The organism is Psychrobacter sp. 1Y1, from assembly GCF_051847395.2.
In the GTDB taxonomy this organism is placed as follows: Bacteria; Pseudomonadota; Gammaproteobacteria; order Pseudomonadales; family Moraxellaceae; genus Psychrobacter.
Genome location: NZ_JBPYDF020000001.1, coordinates 852,316 through 875,629, shown reverse-complemented (window position 1 = coordinate 875,629; position 23,314 = coordinate 852,316). Strand labels below are relative to the sequence as shown.

Genomic DNA, 23,314 nt, shown 5'->3' with positions numbered 1-23,314 from the left:
CTACTAATCATAGTCGTCAAATATTTTATTTAGGCGATTGAGACTATTAACGATTAACTTACCAGATTGATCGGCGCTGGTATCAATCGCCAACTTCTCATCCATCCGCATCGTCAATGGCTCTAACGCTTGCTTGAGGGCAGTTGCCATCAGTGCCGTTTGCTGATGAATATCAGGGATATCGCTATCGGCTGTTTGATTATCATTATTGCTAACCAAGCTATCCGCCATTTTTTGCGCCAGTTGTTCAACAGCGTTGACCAGCTGCACCATGAGCTGTTTTTGTGCATATTGGTTTTGCTTGAGATACTCGCCTTCTGACTTATGATCGTGCTTATATATTTGTAGCAATTGACTCACACTTTTCTCAAAGCCATTATCGATACTATCGCTGACGACTTTGGCATTGTTAATGACACTATCGGCAAGTATTTTTTGTGCTTCTAATTGGGCGTTTAGCTGGGCATCGAGTTGCGCTTGTTGACCTGCTTCTCGTAAGCGAGCGATTTGTTCAGGATCATTTTTCGTTAAGTATGTCTCAAACTGGCTACTGATGGCATTGAAACCACTGGCCAAGTCGACCAACTGGGCGACGATACGTGCGCCCGTATCGCCATCTTCACCGCCCATGGCTTTGTTACGTAGGAAGTCGGCTTTGATTTGCGCCCAACGCTCTTTTTCTGATTCGGTTAAGACACCACGCATCTCACCAAGCTTGAGCAAGTTACTCTCTGCGCCTTGGGTCAATAGCTGCGACTCGCCCAGATAGTGATCGTCTATCAGCTGATTCAGCTCTTCTTCATTCATGACCGCTGATAGCTTTTCGGTCATCTTATTCATATTACGATAACTGCCTTGCAGCTTAAATATCGGCTCAACACGATACTTATCATCTTGCGAGGCGGAGGCAATATAGGCTTGGTTGACGTCCAGAATGACTTCTTGCACCCTAAACATATGGCGCAAAATAGCGACAATCTCGTTAACTTCTGAAGTGCTATACGGATACGTCAAATCGCTGCTTTGTGCTTGAGCAAGATTCGCATTGTCCGTTTTTGCCATTTTAATCAAACGATGCACATCGCTTAAGTCACGGTTGGCCATTGGTGCGAGGACGGTATTAGAGGTCAGCGAGTTTTCAATATAACTGAGTGCAAACACCTCTTCCATGCCGCTCATGATATCGCCTAAGTTATAGATATCGGCACGGTTGGCGAGCATGTCCGGCACTTTGAAAGCCTCGCCGCTTTCGGTATACGGGTTACCTGCCATGACCACGCAGAACTTTTTGCCACGCATGTCATAGGTCTTGGTTTTGCCTTGCCAGACACCATCGATACGGCGTGTACCGTCACCCAACGAGATAAACTTTTGCAAAAATTCCGCATGGGTATGCTGAATATCATCGAGATAGAGCATGACGTTATTGCCCATCTCAAATGCCAAGTTGATTTTATTCAGCTCTTCTCGGGCGGTAGCATTTGGTGCTTTTTCTGGATCTAATGAGGTGACGTCATGACCAAGTGACGGACAGTTAATCTTCATAAAGATAAGGCCGAGACGGTTTGCCACGTATTCCATCAAGGTGGTTTTACCATACCCTGGTGGCGATATCATCATGAGAATACCCATCAAATCGGTACGCTTATCCTCGCCGACCGTGCCCATCTGTTTGGCAAGATTGTCACCGATGAGCGGCAGGTAGCTCTCATTAATCAGACGGTTACGCACGAATGAAGACAATGGACGCGGCATAAATTCGTCCAGTCGCAACGTCTCTTTTGAGTCATGCAATATCTCTGAGCGCATGGCCAGATAACGTCTATAGGCAGGGATAACTTGGGTATCATGATGATGTAAACGATTTAAGAAATCATCGACGGCAAAGGTTAAGGTCTGCTGATGAATACGTATATGCTCACCCAGCAAATTATTGACTTGTATCTCAAGCGATACCTTACCCGTGCTACGCTCAAAGCTCTGTACTTGATTAAGCGGATTATTAATACTGGTCAATGATGTAGTCGATGAAACTGGCGACGAGGTGATTGAAGAAAATGACAAGGCCGATGGCGTGGTACTTGTGCCTGTACTGTTTAAACCTTGATTGCCCAATCTTTTAGCACTTAGCCCTTTATTAAAAGCCCCTTTATTAAAAGTAGCACCTGAATCAATGAGTCGTTGCACCAAAGCTTCACGCTGGGCATCATTTAATTGGGTAAGCAAGACGGCAATGGCTTCAGGCACATAATGACGGCCACTTTCTAGCTGTTGTTTGCGTAGCGCGTTTTGTGTTTCAATCTCAGCAAGCTGATCTTCACTGAGTCCCTCGCCTGCCTCATCCGTGCCATCAGCTAATACGTTAGCCGACTCAGTACTGCCGTAGGTTTTATCAAGTAGTGCATGAAACCATGTGGCTAGTAGCTCATAGGCTGATTTGGGTTGGAATCCAAGCTTACTGATAGAAGACTGTAGTTGATCAAAACTGGCGGTATTTTGCGTGCTGCCTGAGGCACTATTCAATGTTTGGCTTAGCTGCTCACACAACTGCTGCGCTTGTTGACTGGTTTGCCATTTTATTGTGTTATATGCGCCGGTATTCGATTCAGCCGACTGCCCCATGACGCTCACCAAATATTCACAAGCAAGCTGAACGTAGCTTGATTTGAAGATATTAGCACCGTTATCAACGCTACCATCTTTATCAATGCTAGCACCGATATCACTACCAATATTGTCATCATTATGAGCCATAACAAAGTGACGCATCACTTGACTCATGTCCTCGACTAATAAATATTTAGCAGTGTCACTGCCCAGTGCACGGCGCAATTGCTCGGCAGTCGCGGCTCTATCCGTCCAGTTATTTGCGCGTGTCAGCACTGATTCATTTAACCAAGCGTCATAACCAAATTGACGCAAGCTGTCTAAACCAAGCGCTTGTACAATATTTAGCTGCCAATAAAACAACTGTGCCAAGGCACGTACTTGCGGGGTATAAATCAGTAGCCCTGCCTCACGCAACGTTGGCAATATTTGCATCAATAATAGCGTGGCATCATGGTCATGAATGCCTTTGTCATAACCAAGCTGATAGCGAGGGGTGGCGTAAGCTTTGACCAACTTGGACAATGGACTGTCATTATCAATGTCACCATTAACATCGAGGGTAATGATAGTCGCATCATATGCTTGATATAAACGTTCTTCGGTTAGTCCATCTTGGCTATTTTTAGCACTTTCAATAATGCTATACGCCAAGTACTCGGCGCGGTACACCTTGTCAGACTCGGAGGCGATATTCATGTCCCAATACGGGCGCAAGGCGTTTAGCTCAGTGTTATTAAGCACTTCATAATAATCTGTACCCGTTAGATGCAAGTTCAGCACGCGCTTGCCATCTGACTGCTGACGACTCAATAAGGTCAAATCCAGCGGCTGAGTATTGACTGAAAAACGGTGCTTGCCCAGTTTGATGATTTGACCACCATCTTCAAACAAGTCCGACTTGTCTTTTAAACTCTTATAGCTCTCGATTTGGATGGCTTTTAGGCGGGCATCGATGTCATCGGCTTTGACGCTAAAGCCCATTGCTTGCAGCTCTTTTGCGATGTTGCGCACTTTTTGTACCAGACCATCAGCCGCAAAGTAAGTATTGAGCGCTTCCTCTTCTGTAAAGCCTGTGACACCTGTGCTTTGCGTGCGTTTTTTAATACTCTCAAGCATCCGCAGCGCGCCATCACCCAAATTTTGTGCTTTACGGTTGCGAGCATCAAGCAATTGCTGCTTATGGTTTTCAAAGGTTTCGTAAATCTCTTCACGCTTGCTGATGATATCGGCTAAAAACTGATCGCCACTATTGGTCTCTGGATCAGCGAACTGACTTTCCAATTCTTCTAACTGTACCAGCAGTTTTGCCATTTGCTCATCTGATTTCTCAGGGGTATTGGCAATGGATAAGGCGTTGGCAATGGACTGACCAAACAGCTTAAACTGCGCGCCAAATTGCGCGACGGCCTCCGCTGAACCTAAGTTTTTACGCTTATGGTTGAGCTTGGCTTTGCTCTGATTTAGGCTCGCATAAATGGTCGATATGTCATCGATGATTTGCGTACGCACTGTGGCATCAGCTACATCTAGCGTCCCTAGCAACTCGGTCAATAAATCTAACCCTTGCGCTGTTTCATCAATTTTTTCTAGTACGGGTTTTAGCTCAGCATTGGTTTCTGCGGTGTTTAAGCGCTCACTGACATCGACCAATATGCCTTCGTAGCTTGATAGTGCCTCTTCACCACTTAAAAACAATACCGTTTTTTCAGCCAGCTCGCTTTCTGCCTCTTCTAATTGCTTTTGCAGCGCTTGTAACTTATCAGCATCTAGATAGCGCAAATCCTCCAAGTTAACCAAACGGCCTTTTTGGCGTCTTAATGCTGACAGCTGATCGACATAATCACTGGCAGACTCAAAGCTAGTAACGCGTATCTGCCGCAAAATCTCACTTTGCTGCGTATCAGCATCGGCTAGCGCAGTTTGGGTTTGCTTTTGGATACTTTGTACTTTAGCGAACTCATCGATGACAAGCTCAGCCGTGGCCGTCACTTCCTTAATACTACTGGCGACTTCGCTCAGCTCAGGCTCAGACAGCCAATAATAGCTGTCAAAGAGACGACTGGTATTGTCAGCCAACTCTTCATAGAGCTTTTGAGAGACGCTTTGATTGTCAATCAGGCGAGTAATGCTATACAGGTCTGAGATACCACGCACCAGTTCTTTATTGCCAATTTTGCCATAGAAGCTCGTGCTTTCTGGCAGCTCACTCACATACTCGTGTGAGGCATAAGGGGTATGCCATATCTGCATCGGGTGAATACGAGATGGCTCACTTTGGTCACTGAACAGTACCAAACGCCCATTCTCAGCCAAGGCCATACCGTTGCAATAGATAGGATTTGCCAGTTGTTTTTTGATAAGGTTATAAGGAAACAGCCCCGTGATGCCCAGCTCTCTGTCATAAAATAAGAATAAAACATCTTCGCCATTGGTCGAGATAATCTTGCGCTTAAACTTTAAGTTTTTGGCCCCGACACTGTTGGCATCGAACAGCTTATAATCGCCCGTCTGTAGATAATAACCACCCGGAAATATAATGCCGTGATCTTCGGGCAACTGTACACAGGACTGGCCAATCGCATCCAAACGCAGCACCGCTTCGGTCAAAGTGTTATAAACAAAATAACGGTAACTGTCCTCACGGTACGGCAGTATTTTGAGGAGGATTAAGCTACCGACTTTGGCATAGGCAATCTCGGCATCGGTCAGCGATTGAGTGCGATCATTGACAGGCTCGCTATAAATGCCTTGCCCCGACTGCGTATTGTCCTCAATCTTAATAGTCAAATCGCCGCCGACGGTTTCCACAAATATCGTGTCCAAGATATTCATGTGCGGATACTTACCATTGACCATCTGATCGCGCGTGGTCTCGATCCAATCAAAATCATAGGCAGGCGGCAGCTCAATATCGCGCTCGCCGCGATTGTCCACGTAGGCTACTTGAGCAGCTTCTGGTGTGCCTTGGCTAAAGTCTAACGCAAAACGAAACACTCGAATATCGGTGATACGCTCACCGATCTGAAAGGCTAATAGCAGCTTGCTGTCTTTAACGGTTAGTTGAATCAGGCGTGTTTGCTTGTAATAGCGATAGAGCTCATTGAAGTCTTGGACAAAGGCATCTTGATCTAAAAACGTCCCTTTTAAATCGACCTCTTCAAGCTGATACTCTTGCTCCGCACTATCACCACCATTACTCTGCGGACTCTCATCGCTGTCGCCTTTATCAGTAGGGTCTATCAAGCGATATAGCGACAGTACATCCTTAACATTGCTGGCACGCTTTAGCCCCATAAATACGTTGTAGCCAAACAGCAGATAGTCGCCAACTTGTACCATATCCTGCGCCACACAGTTATGCTCGGTACGGATACGCGTGCGGGCAATAACCTGCATCTGGGTGCTACCAAATTCCGTCAGGCGTGCAGCATTTAGTTTGGCGGTCAATTGCTCTAGACGGCTGCCCTGCTCTGTCAGGCGTTTTTTGATGAGCTCGTACGCATTACCGGAGGCCACTGCCTGATCGGTTTGGTTTGCTTGGTTCGCGTTAGGATCACTTTTGCTATCTGAATTGGTTGGGTTTTGCGTGTCCGCCATCGTTGCTCGTCCGTTTTTATATTTTGGCAATAAGGAATCATTGAAGATAAAGAAGCGCTTGGCTAATCTAAAAAATCGCATCACTTCTACTGATTTTTTAGATTAGCCAACTCATCATGAATAATGAGTTGGCTATCGCGCTTTAAGACACTTAGCGCGAATGGGTCATAGCACGCTGCGACCTAAATGATAGCTTGCTTATAAATGCAGCGTGCTTATAAATACTGATATTTATACCAGTCGAATATCATTTAAGCGGTTCTGTCATCATTTGACTGGTTCGCTTTCATGGCTTGATTGGCCATGACCCCATTGATGATACCGCTTAACGTGTCTGACTTGCCCGCTAGGCCATCAATGGCTTTACCGATCGACAATGATTTGGCAAAGTTATCAAAGAAGTGCGCTTCACCGCCGACAATATCGATTTTGGCTTTTTGTAAGGCCACTGCCAAGACTTCGGCGTTTTCTTTGGCAATCTCTTTACCTGCATCAATAGATGCTAAGGCTTCTTGCAAGGCCGTCTCAAGTCCCATGCGGAACTCTTCGTGCTCACGTGCTTCTTTGCTCATGCTACCCATGGCATTGAACTTCTCGACCAGACCATCTGCTTCGGCTTGGAAGTGCGCGCGAGTGACTTCGGCTTTTGCCAATCCGACAACACGCTCTGCCTTGGCATTTGACTCACCGCGAGCAGCGATAACTTCAGCATTGGCCATACCGACATCACGTTCGGCTTTGGCATTAGATTCACCGCGAGCCGCAACAATTTCTGCATCGACCATACCGATGTCACGCTCGGCTTTTGCTTTAGACGCACCGCGAGCGGCGATAACCTCGGCTTCAGCCATACCTTTTTCGCGGTCTGTCTGAGCCTGAGCCTGTCCAGTCGCTTTAATCACATTGGCTCTCGCAATGCCTTCTTTTTCAAGCGATACTGATTTGGCTTCTTGAATCGCCGCTTCAGCAAAGCCATGCGCTGACTCTTCTGCTTTGATACCTTCTGCCATTTTGATTTTTGCTTCTGCATCTTTCGCGGAGGCTTCCAGATTGGCATTAGCCAACGTGGTAATCTCGACAGCTTTATGCTTGGCGGATAGCTCTTCGGCTTCGGCTTTTTTCACCTGACGCACTTTGAGCTCTTCAGCATCCGCTTCGGCAGCCAGTACGCGCGTTTGCTTAGAGCGCTCCGCTTCGCTGACTTCGCGAACTTCTTTGATACGCTCTTCTTCTTGCGCCACGGTTTTGTCGACCGCGATACGCTCACGAATGACGTTGGCGATTTCTTTTTTCTCAAGCTCAATCGCGCGCTCGGCTTCGATACGCTGCAAGTCAACTTCACGCTCACGCGAGACGATTTCTAGATCGCGAGCACGCGTGACTTTTTCTTCTTCGATGACTACGGCACGCAGACGGTTTTGCCCTGCCACTTCGATTTCACGTTGCTGGTTCTCACGCTGAATCGCCAAGTCTTGCTCTACCATGATGATGGCGGTTTCTGACTTTTTGCGTTCTTCTTCTTCAATCTTGCGAGTTTCAGCGGTTTCACGAGCGATTACTGATGAGATTTCACGCTTTTGCTTGGCTTCGGCATCGGCTTGTTGACGCTCCAGCTCCAGCATTGCCTCTCGGGTTTCGACGTTCTTTTTCTTAACCGCCAGCTCTTCGTCACGCTCAAGCTCATTGGTAATGACGTTTTGGAAAGCGGTAAGCTGAGTGATCTTTTTGATACCTTCAGCATCTAGGATATTGCTTGAGTCCAGCGATACTTTTGGCGTTTGCTCTAGATAGTCAATCGCCACATCCTCTAGGACATAGCCGTTGAGATCGTTGCCGATTTCTTGGACGATACTGTCACGGAACTGACTGCGGTTTTCGAACAGTTTGACAAAGTCAATCTGCTTACCGACGGTCTTTAGCGCTTCTGAAAACTTAGCATTGAATAGCTCATTGACCGCGACTTTATCTGACGCTCTCTCTACGCCGACGGATTTGGCGACTTTGAGCACATCTTCTTCAGTCTCATTTACTCGTAGATAAAATGCGACTGTGATATCCGCACGCATATTATCCGCACAAATCAGACCTTCTTTGCCGCGTCTGTCCACCTCTAGGGTGATCAGCGAGATTTTCATCAGCTCTTTTTTATTGATAACTGGCCAAACAAAGCCACCATCAAAGCGTACGGCGATTTTACTCACGCCGTTGATAATGAGTGCTTTGCCCTGTTCAACCTTAACGTAAAAGGCTTTGAGCATCAAAAGCGCAACCATCATAAAAACAAACGCCAGCACCACAACCACGCCGACGATAATGAGTATATCCATATCCATTCCTTTAATTAAAACATTCCAAGCGAATTTAAAACCCTTACTATATTTACCAAATACTTATTTTTTATATTATTGAGCCATCGTTCACTGACCAATATCATTGATGAGCGTTATTTGTCTTTAACAGGCGTTACGCGATAAGTGTTGGCGTCATCTAAATACTCTACCAACACTACTTTATCGCCTTGTTTTAGCTGATTGTCGCTCATATCTGAGCGAATCTTGAGTATCAATCCTGCGCCGCCATCATTGAGCGCAGCTTCGCCATGCTTGTCGGTCACACTGAGCGTGCGTACCACAGCGATCTTGCCCACATTACTAGACGAATTGCGCTTGGGGATATTGGCAATATTTTTGCGGATGGGCGAGATGATAAGACCAGTCAACCACATGGACACAACCAAGACAAAAATGAGTGCCCCCGTACCGAACAGGTAATACAGAATGCCTGAGTCAAAATTTTGATGTAAGAAACTGGTATACAAATAGCTCAATAACCAACCGATTAAACTCACTAAGCTTAATATAATGACTAGAGGCACACCGTAGAGACCAAACTTCAGCATGAGGCCTGTAAAAAAACCGGTCGATGATAAATCAGAGACAGCAGCATCACTACCTGACTCTCCAACATCCACGCTGTCCATATCTGCCATGCCGAGTAAAGATACCACCCAGTATAGAGTAACGAACATCACAAGACCGGTGAAAACAATCGTTGGATATAAACTTATTTTGGTGATAAACACGAAAAAAGCCTCTTGCATTACGCGGGTTCTCCCTTTGTGAACCTAATCTTCTATTTGTAATAACCTACTACAAAAGCTGAGGCACTTCACTTAATATTTATAAACTTATGTTGTTTTACAAATAAGTTTATATACATATCACGGCATGAGACATACTTCTCTAACGACCCCATATCGGTGAGCGCACGACTCCACCATTTTGACCACTAATGGCATAGCTGGTATTGCCTGACAGCGAATGGATAACTAGACTACCACCATTTTGGCTTGCTGCTTGCCCGCCCACATTCAAGTGGCGAGTTGGATAGACGGCATAATTGCCAGAGGGAGATAGACGTGCGGGCTCATCAAGCCCTGTTTCTGCCAAGTTGACCACCTGTCCAGTCGTCAAGGTCATGACAACCGCCTTGCGACCATTTAGATAAGCCATACGCTGACCATCTAAGCTAAGCTGAGGACTAGCCACATACCCATTTGTTGATACAGCTGTCGCATTGCCCGTAGCGAAGTCATAACGATAAATTCGCGGTCGTCCAGCACGAACTTTATCACTGGTATAGACAAAGCTCTTGCCATCGGCAGCATAACTTGGCTGCACCTCTGTACTTGGCAGAGTCGTTAACTGCTGGGTATTACCATCACTCAGACGCATCTTATAGATATCAGCATTACCACCGACAGTAGAGCTATAGAGCAAATCTTGACCATCGGGTGAAAATGACGCTGACATATTACTGCCTTCAGCATTTACCACTAGGTTGCGCGTATTGCTACTACGATCATAAATATAAATTTTGGGATGCTCACGCGAGGCTTGTTTGCTATAGGCAAGCAGTTGTCCGTCTGCCGACCATGCTGGCGCATAGATATAGCCATTAAGCTGATCAATTAGCTGACGAGCGCTACCGTCAGGACGAATGCTATAGAGGGTCGATACTTTTGCCGTACCTGCGCCCTGCTCTTCTACATAGGCAATGTATCCTCGGCGATCAATCGCTGGCATACGTGCAGTCAGCGGATTGGTCTCGACTGTACTGGTTGGCTTTTTTACTGAAGTATTAGGTAATGTCTGACAGCCAGTGAGGACGGTAACTATAGCTATCGTAGTAATGACTTTTATGGTTTCAAACATAGCGCGGTATCCAATAGATCCTAATGATAAAAGTATTGTGAATAATTAAAAAACTATCGTCACTGTTGCAGACTCAACGCCATAGATAATATCTTACGATATCAAAGGTATTATAGGGTTATGGCTCTAGTGTAGCCTAAACTGAGTCAAACTTTGGATAAAAAAATGCCCCACTTGATAGCGAGGCATTTTGCGTTTCAAGAAGAGTAGCTTTAAATAAGTAACTTTAAATAAGTAACTTCAGACGAGCAACTCTAGAAAAGTAGTTACAATTGTTTAAGTTTACGAACCAGTCAAACTGTTTACTCAATTATTAAGCTACTTCGCAACGGCTTTAAAATAAGCGACTTGAGCATCATTTTTAATGGTCAAAATAGGCACATTGTTGGCATTCTTACTAAGGCTATATTTACCTTTTACAGTAGCTAAGGCAGCAGTATCAAAGCTAGCTTGCGGTTCAGGACATGCCATCATAGTACTGATGCCGTTTTTAATCTCGACTTCACCATTTGCAACGCTATATCCAGCGCCCATGTTATTACAGGTATTCATAAATGCCACGTAATCTCTACCGTTATCATTCATAAAATTTAACGTTAACGGCTTGGCTGGGTCAAAAAACAGCTGTGTTACTTTATCACCATTGCTGCGTTTGGCATCAACGAGCTGCCAGTTGTGCGCTTGCAAGATATCTGCAGTGATTGGTTGGTTAACTGGCGCAGGTAAACTCGTCGTCTGGCAACCCGCAGCAAGTGTACCAACTGCCAATGTCGCGGCCATCATTACTTTAGTCATGTTCTTCATTTCAACTCCTCGCTTTATTACACCCGATACTTTTACTAAACACACTATCTGCTTGAGCCCTCAGCGCTAATAGACAAACGATAAGCTCTAATAAACATAGTAAAAGCTCGGACTTATTATGATTCATTTATTGTTTTATTTAATGCTCTAGACAATGGCAATATTGTGCATGACTCACAGGGAGGTGTCATCATAAACTGGGTAGTTATTCGGAATGCATTTTGTACTACTTTGCAAATATCTTGCTACTTGCCCTTGCCAGCACCTAAATGAGCTGCTAACGATATCCATCCAGATCAACGATGGTTATTGACGGTAGCTAGTGACAGTAATTATGGATTATTGGCAGCTTGCTGTCGTTGCAATGCCGCATAGCCATCCAGACGCTTACGCTCAGTATCATTAAATAATTGCTGTTCAAGCTGATTGATTTGAATTTGCGCTTGGGCGGCATAGACACCTTGACTTAATAAGCGATTCTTTTGAGTTTCATACTGGGTGAAGCGTTGGTCAAAATTAGCGTCTTCTTGATCTACTTGTGCCAGCCTTTCTGCTGCTGGTGCGCCTACTAGCTCTCGGCGCATATTATATAACTCCTCGGGCGTTGCACCGCGAGCTTTCATCTGTTCAGTACGAGTCATCAACTCGCTAATATTGGCTTGTTGCATGATATTGGCTTTAGTAGCATTCTCTGGCAATCGACTGATATAGTCCTGACGGGTAGCTTGTTTCTGTGCGTCAGACATCTGCTTATTTTGGTCAATTCTGACCATCTCTATACTATAACTATCGTAATCATCCTCTGCGCCAAAAAATGCTGTGATAGTTGGCTTATCAAAGTACTGCTGTCGTAGATTAGCAATGTCTTGTTTTTGCTGGGCAACTGCGTTCAAGTCCAGCTCGCCACTTTTGGTCGCCTGTAATTGCAGATTACCATAACGCTTTTCTATCTCAGGAAGTGCTTTAAGGTAAGCAACATATTGATTAAAAATAGTGACCGCTTGGCTAGCGGCAGGCTCTGGTGTGTGATGGCGAATATAACTCTCCACACGGGCCAATATAGTCGCTTCTTCCTCCTCACCTAGGGCTGATAAAAAATAATCAAACAAACGCCGCAGACCTTCAGTGACGACCAACTGTTTATTTTCATCGATGATGATTTCACCATCAACTTGGGTGCCCTTTAATGAGCGTGGTAAATTTTCTAATCCTGTGACAAATTGAGACTGGCTGGGTGGCGTTGTCGCTTTCACGACTTGTCCCGCAGCCAACTCAGTTATCACTGACTCGCTACTCTCATTATCAGAGACGGAGGATTTGATTGAAGCTGAATTTACATCGTTACTAGGCTTAAACCACAAAATAACCGCCGCTGTGGCAATGATAACCACGGCGATGATAGCAATTGTTGCATAGGTTGGACGGCGGTTATTTGACATAAACGATATTTCTCAATTAATGAGCATTCTTGTTTTGTAGTTCAGCTTATAGGTTGGCGTTTTTCAGACGGTTTACCTGAGTACGATAGATAGATTTTGGCTCAGACTCTCCCCATGCCGTCAGACCCAAGACTTGATCAGCGGAATCCAAATGGTTCATTCTATAATTATCACGAATCACATAGCCAAGACGACTTGAGCAAGCAGATACCAATCCATCGTTAGACTCACCTGCAAACGGTACGCCCGTTGCGGCCAATAGGTAATCGCTAGGGTCAAGTGCACTCGTTATTTGCCCAACGCCACTAAACGAATAATACTTGATGCCATTGACCGCCGTACTAGTCGGTTGACCACAATAGTTTTTTGGCATTGCTGCAGGAAATTTGGCATTGAACTTAGCAGCACCATCGGTCGATAGAGCCACGAGCGCTTGCCAGCCATCTTGTTGTTGAATTTGATTGAAACTGATACCAGAACCAATATCTGTAAAGCCACCAATCAGATTAAACACGCCTGATACTAGCTGGGTGGTGACATTAGATGGCTGTCCAGAAGTATTATTTGGCTCAAGGACATCTTTAACAAAATCAGCGGTTTTTGATCCTTGCTCTGGGCTTGATACCGCAGTTACTGAGGCCACGTACTTTGGCGCGACGCCAGCGACATAACGAATATCTATACCGCCCTGACTGTGTCCAAACAAATTGACTTTAGACTCACCTGAAATGGCAGCAATGGTCTTGACCTGTTGTAGCAGTTGCTCACCTCGAACTTCGCTATTATTGACCGCTGACGTTTTGGTGGTATATACCTCTGAGCCACCTTTCATCAAGTCTTCTGGAATCCCGTTGAAATAATCAATGACTCCAAATAACGTCGTGAAGCCGCCAAGTCCATGTGCTAAGACGACTGGATATTGAGTTTTAGTGTAACTAGAAGTGAAATATTTACTGTCTACCAACTTGCAACCGTTAGCATTGGCACAATTATAGTATTGTCCTGCAGCTTGAGCAGAAGTGGTTTGCATGGTCATTAGAAGTACACCAGCACTGATTGAACCCAGTATCGGTAACAATGTCTTTGGTGTGAGAGCTGCACGAATGTACAAAGAAAGCGTCATAACAACATCCTTGTTATCATTGATTTGGTTATTTTTACTGCACAACTACAGTAAAAATTGCTGCTAATTCCGTTAGCAGGCAAAATTACATTACTTATATATCCTGCAACATTCAACTAATTTGTCAAAATATGAATATATTAGTCTGACTAATGAGTCATATAAGCCCTTACCAAGCTGTAAAGCAATTATTTTCAATGATAATGATAGGTACACTATCACTTAACGTAAAAGTGTCACTAGTACGTTTATGGTATAATCTATCTACAATGAACCCATAATTATAAGATATACGATGATGACTAAAAAATCCCTTATCCAGTCTCCAGAAGCCATAGAAAAAATGCGTGTGGCCGGTAAACTCGCTAGTGATGTCCTTGTCATGCTCGACGAGCATGTCAAAGTGGGCGTCAGTACCGAAGCACTTAATCAGATTGCCCATGACTATATTGTTAATGTGCAGCAGGCTATCCCTGCCCCACTTAATTATAATGGTTTTCCAAAATCTATCTGTACCTCAGTCAACCATGTTGTCTGTCACGGTATCCCAACCGAAAGCAAGCTGCTGAAAGATGGTGATATTATCAACATCGACGTGACTGTTATCAAAGATGGCTACTATGGCGATACCTCAAAGATGTGGATCGTCGGTAACGGCTCTATCATGGCACAGCGTATTTGCAAAGTGGCACAAGATGCCCTTTACGCAGGTATGAGCGTGGTCAAGAACGGTGCTCGTCTAGGTGATATCGGCGCTGCTATTCAAGCCGTTGTCGAGCCTGAGCGCTTTAGTATCGTTCGCGAGTTCTGTGGTCATGGTATCAGTGATGAATTTCATCACGAGCCACAAGTCATGCACTATGGCAAAAAAGGTACTGGCTTTGAGTTAAAAACAGGTATGACGTTTACTATCGAGCCTATGATTAACCAAGGCACGTGGCAAACTAAGATCTTGCCTGATGAGTGGACAGCGATTACTAAAGACCGTAAATTGTCTGCTCAATGGGAGCACACCATGGTCGTAACAGATAATGGTTGTGAGGTATTTACTACTCGCCCCGAAGAAGACTTAAGTTTTTTGACGCAGTAGTACAATCAAAGATCGCTTAAGCGGTCTTTTTTTTGGTCTTTAATTAGGGCGTGTTTGATATTCAACCATGGCACTGACAGAGACTATTTTTTAGACAGTTCGACGTTAAAAATAGTAAGTTTAGCCATTCTAACCGTCGATTTTTAACAATGAAATGGCAAAAAATAGCCCTGTCTCCTTCTACTAATATTGGAGCTGAGGCTAAAACTGCCCCATACTGCGTTGTAAACCTAGTTAAGGCACAAGCATTACCGTCGTTTTACGCCTTGTCTAAAACAGTTTTAGCAATCAGCAGTGCCTATTTGTGAATATCAAACACGCCCTAGTCCATATTGAGTATTGTGCTTATAGGCGCTTTGTCTTTATACTCAGATGACCTGATAACTTCTATTGATATATTTATCAGCACTTTTATTGATAATTGCTATTCGTGACTTTTATTAGCCATCAGAACATTAGATGCCTAATAGCGCTCAGCTCAAACGTTCTATTTCTAAACTCTTAACTGGATAACACTCATGTTTAATTGTGATATCGCCTCTGTTGATTTGACGCCTTTACCGATACTACCAAGTGAGGTGGCGACAGACTCATCCCCACTGTCAGCCAAAAATGTGACAGACAAGAACCTACTTGGCATTCCTGAATGGTTGGCCCAGATCAACGACGATATCAGCCGCTCACTAGAACGCGGCACCAATATTCGCCAACTGGTTGCAGCACGCGCTTGCGCTATCGACAGCCTATTGATTGCATTATTCAAATGGTTTGAGTTAGATAAGACTGATTTGGCATTTTTTGCGACTGGTGGCTACGGGCGCGGTGAGCTATCGCTCTACTCAGACATTGATATTTTGCTTCTGTCTCCTGGTGAAATAGGTGCTGATGCCAGTAGTAAGATCGACAAACTGGTCGCTCTACTATGGGATATCGGGCTGGAGCCTGCGCTGTCTGTGCGGAGCGTCAACGATGCGTTAGAAGCTGCACTTGACCATACGATAGCCAGTGCTCAGCTAGAGGCTCGACTCCTAATCGGCAATGAAGCATTGCAAGATATGCCCGCTCAAATCGTCAATAAACAGTGGTCTCCTCGCGCCTTTTTTGATGTAAAAATGGAAGAATCCAAAGCGCGTTATTTGCAGCATAATGCCACCGAGTACAACCTTGAACCCAATATCAAAACAGCACCGGGCGGGCTACGTGATATCCATATCATCGGCTGGGTCACTAAGCGTTATTTTCGCGTGAGCAAGCTATATGATTTAGTGCAACAGAACTTTTTGACCGAAAAAGAATTTGATGAGTTGAGCTTTGCCGAAGGGTATTTATGGCAAATTCGTCATTACTTACATGTACTGACGGGCCGTAATGAAAACAAGTTGTTATTTGATTATCAGCGCGAGATTGCTCAGTTAATGGGCTACGAGACCCAGCCTGACGACCAGCCTAACGCTGCGGTCGAACGGTTTATGCGCGACTACTATCGCTGTGCGATGCAGATATCAACACTGTCTGAGATGCTGACCAATCATTATTATGAAACGATCATAGAACCGCAGCTGCCGGACGATGAACGGCCAAAAAAACAGCCTATAAATGCGCGATTCAACCGTATTGGTAACCAAATTGCTATCGCACATCATCGAGTTTTTGCACAGCACCCTGAGTCTATCTTAGAGATGTTTTTATTGATGGGTCAGCATGGTATCGATAAAGTTCGTACCCATACTTTGCGCGCACTCAAAATTGCCGCGCGAGGCATCGATCAGATATATAGAGACAATCCTACTCACAAAGCATTGTTTTTATCGAACCTAAAAGAACAGAACTACTTATTTCATCGTCTACGTACCATGAATCGCTATGGAGTATTGGGTAACTATATTCCTGCGTTTGCGCAAGTTACTGGCCTTATGCAATATGACTTGTTCCATCGATATACGGTAGACGCGCATACTTTATTTTTAATTAGAATCTTGCATCGATTTACAGATCCAACCTTCCATGAAGAGTTCCCTCTAGTCAGCTCTATCTTTCAGCGTATCGAACGTAAAGAGATTTTGGTACTAGCAGCAATGTTCCATGATATTGCTAAGGGCCGTGGCGGCGACCATAGTGAGCTTGGTCAAACAGAATCGATTGAGTTTTGTTTATCACATGGTATGAGCTTGGCGGATGCGAACTTAGTAGGCTGGCTCACGCGCTATCACCTTCTTATGTCGATTACTGCACAGAAAAAAGATATCTCAGACCCTGAAGTGGTGACTATTTTCTCTGATCTCATCGGTAACGTGACTCATCTAAACCACCTGTATGTACTGACGGTGGCTGATATGAATGCGACTAACCCACAGCTATGGAACAGCTGGCGGGCGACCCTCATGAAACAGCTATACTCACAAACTCGGCGCATCTTGCGCGCTGATATCGATGCGCCCACCAATCGTCAAGATATGATTAGCGCCACACGCAAGCAAGCTTTGACGATGCTAGATAATGTCAACAACCAACATATGAATCGCGATGAAGTATTGCGTCTGTGGGATGACTTGGGCGATGAGTATTTCTTGCGAGAAATTGCAGAAGATATCTTATGGCATACCGAAGCTATTTTGAATCACCCACCGATTGGATTGGCTTCTAATGCTGATAGTCCACCGTTGGTCGTTTTGCGTGAACATCGCGAATTGGCACTTGATGCGGTACAGGTATTTGTTTATACCCAAGATCAAATGAACCTATTTGCCGTTACTATGGCAGTATTTGATCAGATGAATCTTGATGTTTTAGATGCACGCATTATCACAGCGACCCGTGACTTTGCTTTGGATTCTTATGTATTGCTAGATCCTAGTGGCACATTGCTGGTCGATGAGGAGAGCCAACAAGAGCTAAAACAACGCTTAATTGACTCGTTCAAAGACCCTACCGTACTTAAACTGACGAACAAGCGTATGCCGCGTCAATTAAGACACTTTGAAGTGAAAACGGTGATTAACTTTGAGTTCAATGAAGCATCAGGCCAGCACATCATGAGCTTAGAAACGCTTGATCAGCCAGGGCTATTGGCGCGAGTTGGGCAAGTTTTCTTGCAAGAGCAAATCGAAGTACATGCTGCGCGTATTACTACTCTAGGTGAGCGTGCTGAGGATATGTTTTCTATCAGTGATCAAAACGATAAGCCACTCTCACCTGATAGACTGGAAGCATTAAAGGAAGCGCTATTAGCCAGTCTTACCGTTCAGAAAGAGCATAATAGCGTAATATATTTTTGATACGGCTAGATAGTTTTGGTTAGCCATTATTTTGAATATTAACTAGCAAAAGTAGTCTGATAGTCATCATAGAAGTACGTTTTATAACGTACTTCTAGTTTTATAACGTACTTCTATAAGTTATCTCGCTAGCATGTTCGTTCAATTCATCGTCAGCAAGATCTGGCGGCAAAACACCTACTTCAGGTGGCTGCTGCTCCATGATTAATCGTCCAGCATCGACTTCTTTTTGTAGCAGACATTGCAAGCTTGCTAGGTGAAACTGTCCGTCTAGATAATCATCTAACGCTTCCAAAGAGATAGGCGACTTGGCATGTACATCAGGATACAGGCTATCCTCTGCCAGAATAATCATCTCATTGAGCGCTTCTTCGCGCATTAGCTCGTCGTTGTCTATTTTGCGCTGGAGTTTGTTTTCCAATTGGCCTTTAGCAGCAAGTGCGCTGACAAAAAATATGGTCTGTATTACAAACAAAGAAACGTACTGCCATAGCGGTAATGAGATACCAAATATATTATTGAGCAGCATCAAGGCCATTGCCACTACCACGTAGCCGACCAATTGCCACAACAGCCACATAATGAGGCTGTTTTCACCATACCAAAACATTTTCTTTTCTTGACGCTCAATCAGTTGTTGGCGCGCTTGCCACCAGCTCTGTTCACGCTCTTTGAGCAGCTTATACAGGTTCGAGCGCTGCAAATTGTTATCAAGTTTTTCATTATTGATATCTTTAGCGATGAGATCATCATTATTTAGCACACTAGACATATCAAACTATCCTTAAAACGATCTACCACGTTTGTGATGTAGTCATTTTTTATATTGTTATAGGTTATGAAAGGTTCAAAAGACTTTTGAGCGACTACCTATTTGGTATTCCTATGATGAATAACTTACGCTTGGTAAATGCCTATTCGCGATATAAGAAGAAAAGGACAAAAAATTAGAGAAGTGCTACACTGCTCTAATGTAAATTTTCTTTATAACTTTATTATTAATTGTCTATTATAGTTATCACACTTATGAATCACAACTTAAAGCATCTCCATCCTTATCCATTCGCAAAGATGGCAACACTGCTTGCCGATAGCACGCCTGCCAACGGTTACAGTGAAATAAAGCTCGGTATTGGTGAGCCAAAACATGAGCCACCTGCATTTGTGCTGGACGTCCTACGCGAAAACTTGGACAAAATAAGTCGTTATCCAACTACAAACGGTATGTTTGAGCTGCGCCAAACCATCGCCCACTGGTTAGAGAAGCGGTTTTTTCTAAATCACGTCGATGTCAATACTCAAGTATTACCCGTGATGGGTACGCGTGAAGCGATTTTTAGCTTTGTACAAGCGGTCGTTGATCATGATGTATCTGACAAAGATAGTGATTCTCTAGCACCCAATACATCGCCTACGGTTGTCATGCCCAACCCGTTTTATCAGATATATGAAGGCGCGGCGATACTGGCACAGGCAACCCCTTACTTTGTCTCTTGTACATCAGATAACGAATACAAAGGTGACTTTCGCGCGGTGCCAAAAGACGTCTGGATGCGTACGCAGCTATTGTTTGTCTGTAGCCCAAACAATCCAACAGGCTCCGTCATGACGATGGATGACTGGGAATACCTTATTCGCCTGTCAGATCAGTACGGTTTTATTATTGCCAGTGATGAGTGCTATAGCGAGCTGTATTTTGATACAGCACCGATTGGACTGCTCCAAGCTTGTGCGGCCCTTGGTCGCCGCGATTTCAAAAACTGTATCGTGTTCCACTCTCTATCCAAACGTTCAAACTTACCGGGTTTGCGCTCTGGATTTGTGGCCGGTGATGCCAAAATTTTGCAGGCTTATTTGCAATATCGCACTTACCAAGGCTGTGCAATGCCGATACCTCATCAGCTGGCCTCTATCGCTGCATGGCAAGACGAAAAACACGTCGCTCATAATCGCTCGCTATACCAAGAGAAGTTTGCCCTATGGATGTCCGAGCTTGGGGAGTTGCTAGAGTTACGCATGCCTGATGCTGGGTTTTACTTCTGGGTCAAAGTGCCTGAACAGTTCGATGGTAATGATGAAATATTTGTCAAAGCGCTGTATGAGCAAGCCAATATCCATGCATTGGCAGGACGCTATTTGTCACGTGAAGTTGATGGTCATAATCCTGGACAAGGTTATGTGCGTATCGCTCTGGTCGCGAGTGTCGATGAGAGCCGAGAAGCAATCAGTCGTATCCGCAGCCTACTAAACGCTTAGAGCTAATTAGAAAAATCTAATGTAGCTGGGATAAATGACGCAGTAGCAAAAAGCCTTCAATAACCCTATTTATATTGTGGTTATTGGAGGCTTTTTGTTTTATTAATGCTATAGTAAAGTCTCTACCGAAAATATGCCATCAAGGATGATGCCATGCCCCATCTTGATTTTAGCCAACCGCCCTTTGATGTATTGAGCTTAGCCGAGCGTCAAAGCATTAGAAAAAACACCCAGATACGCTACCTTGCCAAAAACGAGAGCTTGCCTGTAGAAGAACTGCAATGTCTATATGTGGTCATCAAAGGGCAAATCGAGCAATCACTAGATGGTGATTTTGTCGCGTCCTATGTAGGTAGCAATCACGCTGACGGTCTGAACAATAATGATTGGTTTGATAGTCGCCGCCTGCCTGAATCACTTCCCAAGGACAATCAGCCAGAGTATGAAAGTACGTCCATACAACCCTATCAATTCCGAGCCAGTGAAGAGACGTTACTGCTCCAAGTCGCTGGTGATGCTATCGATAAAATCAGTGCACAAAATCATCTGGTACGGCAAATGCTATCAGACAAACTGCCCGAACGATTAAAAGCATTGCGCCAACGACGTCATAATAAAACGCTAGTTCCTGCCAGCTATACCAACCAACAAGAAGTACAGCAAATCATGCTGCAGCCAGTGATAGATGTTCATCTGTTACCAGTGCATATCGTCGATGCCAATGATAGCTTGCACGAAGCGGCCCGCATCATGACCAAAGCTAGATTGAAACATGTACTGGTCAGACCGCTACGTAAATTAGGTGACTTACAACTAGATGATTTAGATGACTCACAAACAGCGCAACATGAGACAAGATTACTCTTAGGGATTTTGACCGACACTGATATTTGTCGCGCGGTGAGTGACAGACAAGATCCAGCTACTACTCCTTGCCAGCGCTATGCCAATTTTAATCTACGCACGATCAAAGCCAGTGATGAGATTGGCGATGCGCTACTGACCATGACTCGCTATCGTATTCATAGACTGCCAGTCATTGATAAGAGTGGCGATGTCGTCGGAGTACTTGGGCAAAGCGATATGCTCGCTCATATTGGCCATCATTCACAACTGATTAGTATTCAAATCGAACAGGCACAAGACTTAGCGAGCCTAGATACCGCTGTTGAGCTGATCGGTCGCTATATTCGTGCACAGCATCACAATGGTGTCAAAATCGGCAATATCAGTCGTATGGTACAGACTTTGAATGCGCAGGTATTTACCAAACTATGGCAGCTAATCGTACCTGATGAAGTGATGGCCAATACCTGCCTTATCGTTATGGGTTCAGAAGGTCGCGGTGAGCAAATCATGCGTACCGATCAAGACAACGCGCTCATCATTCGTGATGGCTATACGCATCCTGACCTAGCACAGTTTGCTGATACTTTTAATAGCCATTTAGCAACGCTTGGCTACCCACTGTGTGATGGTAATATCATGATGACCAATCCTATGTGGCGACAATCACTTAAGCAATTTACTGCGCAAATTGCTCTATGGTTTAGAAATTCAGATCCGATGCATGGTATTTACTTGTCTGCAATACTAGATGGTGAATACGTCTGCGGCGATGAGTCACTGCTTACTCAAGTACGTCAGCACTTAGAACTTGCTCATCAACAAGCAGATCCTATGTTTGTCAGGCAGTTTGCACGGGCAGCGCTACAGTTTGGCGATGTTAATCAATGGTGGCAAAAGTTTGTCCCTTTATTGGGTGGTAAATCAGCATCATCTGATATCGACCTAAAAAAAGCCGGTATATTTCCCTTGGTGCATGGCATCCGTACCTTAGCTTTAGAAAACAATGTGCTCGACGTGCCTAGTACCAAGGCGCGTTTAAAGGGCTTGGTGCAGGTTGATGCTATGACTCAAGAACGCGCTGATACTCTACTAGAAGCCTTAGAGTTTTTTATGGCTCAACGCTTATCTGTGGCGCTCTCAACCGACGATAAGCATGCACGGCAAGTGGATCCAACGACTTTGACCGCACTTGAACGTGACCTACTAAAAGAGTGTCTAGCCGTGGTCAAAAGCTTTAAAAACCAATTGCGTCAACACTATCAGCTAGAAATCGTATAAATGTGGCAGTCTTAGTACAGAGGCTTCATAAATAGAGAAATTTTATAAATACAAAAATAACATAGATGGATGAGCAACCAATATGAACTGGTTACAGCAGTTATCTTGCGCTTGGCAAAAGACGCAATTACAGCGTCCAGAGCTTGCCTTAATGTTTACGACATCTTCGGCTGAGCAATGGGTGGCGATTGACTGCGAGATGACAGGACTGAACCCCAAGAAGCATCACCTGCTGTCTGTAGCAGCGATACATATTAATGGTAATACTATCGACACAGGTAATGGCATGCATTTGGTTTGCAGACCTCCTGTCATGCCAGACCGCGACACCATTGTTATTCATGGCCTGCGTACCGCCGACGTTGAACATGGCATGAGTTACGATGACATGTTGGCCCTACTACTACCATTCATAGGTAATCGACCAATCGTTGGATTCTGCACACAGCTAGACATGGCTTTTTTGAATCCTTTGGTCAAACGCTATATGGGAACCTCGCTACCAAACGAAGTCATAGATTTGCGTCACCTTTACAGTCGGCGTATCAGTGGTCACACCCAAGGCCTCTCTAGCCAAGCTCAACATCTGAATCGTATCCTAGCCCATTACAACATACCTGAACTGGGCGCGCATGATGCTTATAACGATGCGGTCATGACGGCGATGGCTTTTCTACATGTGCGCTAACAGTAGAACACGCTCTCAGTTCAATCTATAGTTAGAGTTAATTATCTAAATAAGAGCGTTGTTAGCGCTAAGGCGTGCCCTCATTTTGAAA

At 44.6% G+C, this 23,314-nt stretch carries 13 protein-coding genes; 5 read left to right on the top strand and 8 right to left on the bottom strand.

Annotated elements, in window-relative coordinates; genetic code table 11:
* Positions 1–3: 3 nt before the first annotated feature.
* The 7 genes from ACS8FA_RS17670 to ACS8FA_RS17640 all read right to left on the bottom strand — a co-directional run bounded on the left by ACS8FA_RS17670 (position 4) and on the right by ACS8FA_RS17640 (position 13,787).
* Positions 4–6,288, bottom strand: coding sequence for a DNA repair ATPase (locus ACS8FA_RS17670; RefSeq protein ID WP_439266703.1), 6,285 nt, complete (start codon positions 6,286–6,288; stop codon positions 4–6).
* Positions 6,289–6,458: 170 nt separating this feature from the next.
* Positions 6,459–8,534, bottom strand: coding sequence for a flotillin family protein (locus ACS8FA_RS17665; protein WP_439266700.1), 2,076 nt, complete (start codon positions 8,532–8,534; stop codon positions 6,459–6,461).
* 116 nt (positions 8,535–8,650) lie between these two features.
* Positions 8,651–9,307 (bottom strand): hypothetical protein, encoded by a 657-nt coding sequence (locus ACS8FA_RS17660; RefSeq protein WP_424510963.1) that lies wholly within the window; start codon positions 9,305–9,307, stop codon positions 8,651–8,653.
* 142 nt (positions 9,308–9,449) lie between these two features.
* Positions 9,450–10,421 (bottom strand): beta-propeller domain-containing protein, encoded by a 972-nt coding sequence (locus ACS8FA_RS17655; protein WP_439266697.1) that lies wholly within the window; start codon positions 10,419–10,421, stop codon positions 9,450–9,452.
* Positions 10,422–10,739: 318 nt separating this feature from the next.
* Positions 10,740–11,225 (bottom strand): META domain-containing protein, encoded by a 486-nt coding sequence (locus ACS8FA_RS17650; protein ID WP_439266695.1) that lies wholly within the window; start codon positions 11,223–11,225, stop codon positions 10,740–10,742.
* Between the two features lie 332 nt (positions 11,226–11,557).
* On the bottom strand, positions 11,558–12,664 hold the full coding sequence (locus tag ACS8FA_RS17645; protein WP_439266693.1) for a lipase secretion chaperone: 1,107 nt from the start codon (positions 12,662–12,664) through the stop codon (positions 11,558–11,560).
* A 46-nt stretch (positions 12,665–12,710) separates the two neighbouring features.
* On the bottom strand, positions 12,711–13,787 hold the full coding sequence (locus ACS8FA_RS17640) for an esterase/lipase family protein (RefSeq protein WP_057758519.1): 1,077 nt from the start codon (positions 13,785–13,787) through the stop codon (positions 12,711–12,713).
* A 298-nt stretch (positions 13,788–14,085) separates the two neighbouring features.
* Between ACS8FA_RS17640 and map the strand changes: the two genes are divergently transcribed.
* Both map and glnD read left to right on the top strand, forming a co-directional pair.
* Positions 14,086–14,877 (top strand): type I methionyl aminopeptidase, encoded by a 792-nt coding sequence (gene map, locus ACS8FA_RS17635; protein WP_439266726.1) that lies wholly within the window; start codon positions 14,086–14,088, stop codon positions 14,875–14,877.
* 518 nt (positions 14,878–15,395) lie between these two features.
* Positions 15,396–18,152, top strand: a complete 2,757-nt coding sequence (glnD, locus tag ACS8FA_RS17630; RefSeq protein ID WP_439266691.1) for a [protein-PII] uridylyltransferase — start codon at positions 15,396–15,398, stop codon at positions 18,150–18,152.
* A gap of 100 nt (positions 18,153–18,252) precedes the next feature.
* Here glnD and ACS8FA_RS17625 read toward each other — a convergent pair whose 3' ends face one another.
* Entirely contained in the window at positions 18,253–18,924 is a 672-nt protein-coding gene (locus ACS8FA_RS17625) for a hypothetical protein (RefSeq protein WP_439266689.1), read from the bottom strand.
* Between the two features lie 254 nt (positions 18,925–19,178).
* Between ACS8FA_RS17625 and dapC the strand changes: the two genes are divergently transcribed.
* The 3 genes from dapC to ACS8FA_RS17610 all read left to right on the top strand — a co-directional run bounded on the left by dapC (position 19,179) and on the right by ACS8FA_RS17610 (position 23,223).
* Positions 19,179–20,408 carry a succinyldiaminopimelate transaminase gene (gene dapC / locus ACS8FA_RS17620; protein ID WP_439266687.1) on the top strand — a complete coding sequence of 410 codons (1,230 nt, stop codon included), beginning with the start codon at positions 19,179–19,181 and terminating at the stop codon, positions 20,406–20,408.
* A 153-nt stretch (positions 20,409–20,561) separates the two neighbouring features.
* A complete protein-coding gene (locus ACS8FA_RS17615) occupies positions 20,562–22,535 on the top strand; it encodes a DUF294 nucleotidyltransferase-like domain-containing protein (protein WP_439266685.1) in 1,974 nt (657 codons plus the stop codon).
* Between the two features lie 82 nt (positions 22,536–22,617).
* A complete protein-coding gene (locus ACS8FA_RS17610; RefSeq protein WP_439266683.1) occupies positions 22,618–23,223 on the top strand; it encodes a 3'-5' exonuclease in 606 nt (201 codons plus the stop codon).
* The last annotated feature ends 91 nt before the right edge of the window (positions 23,224–23,314 follow it).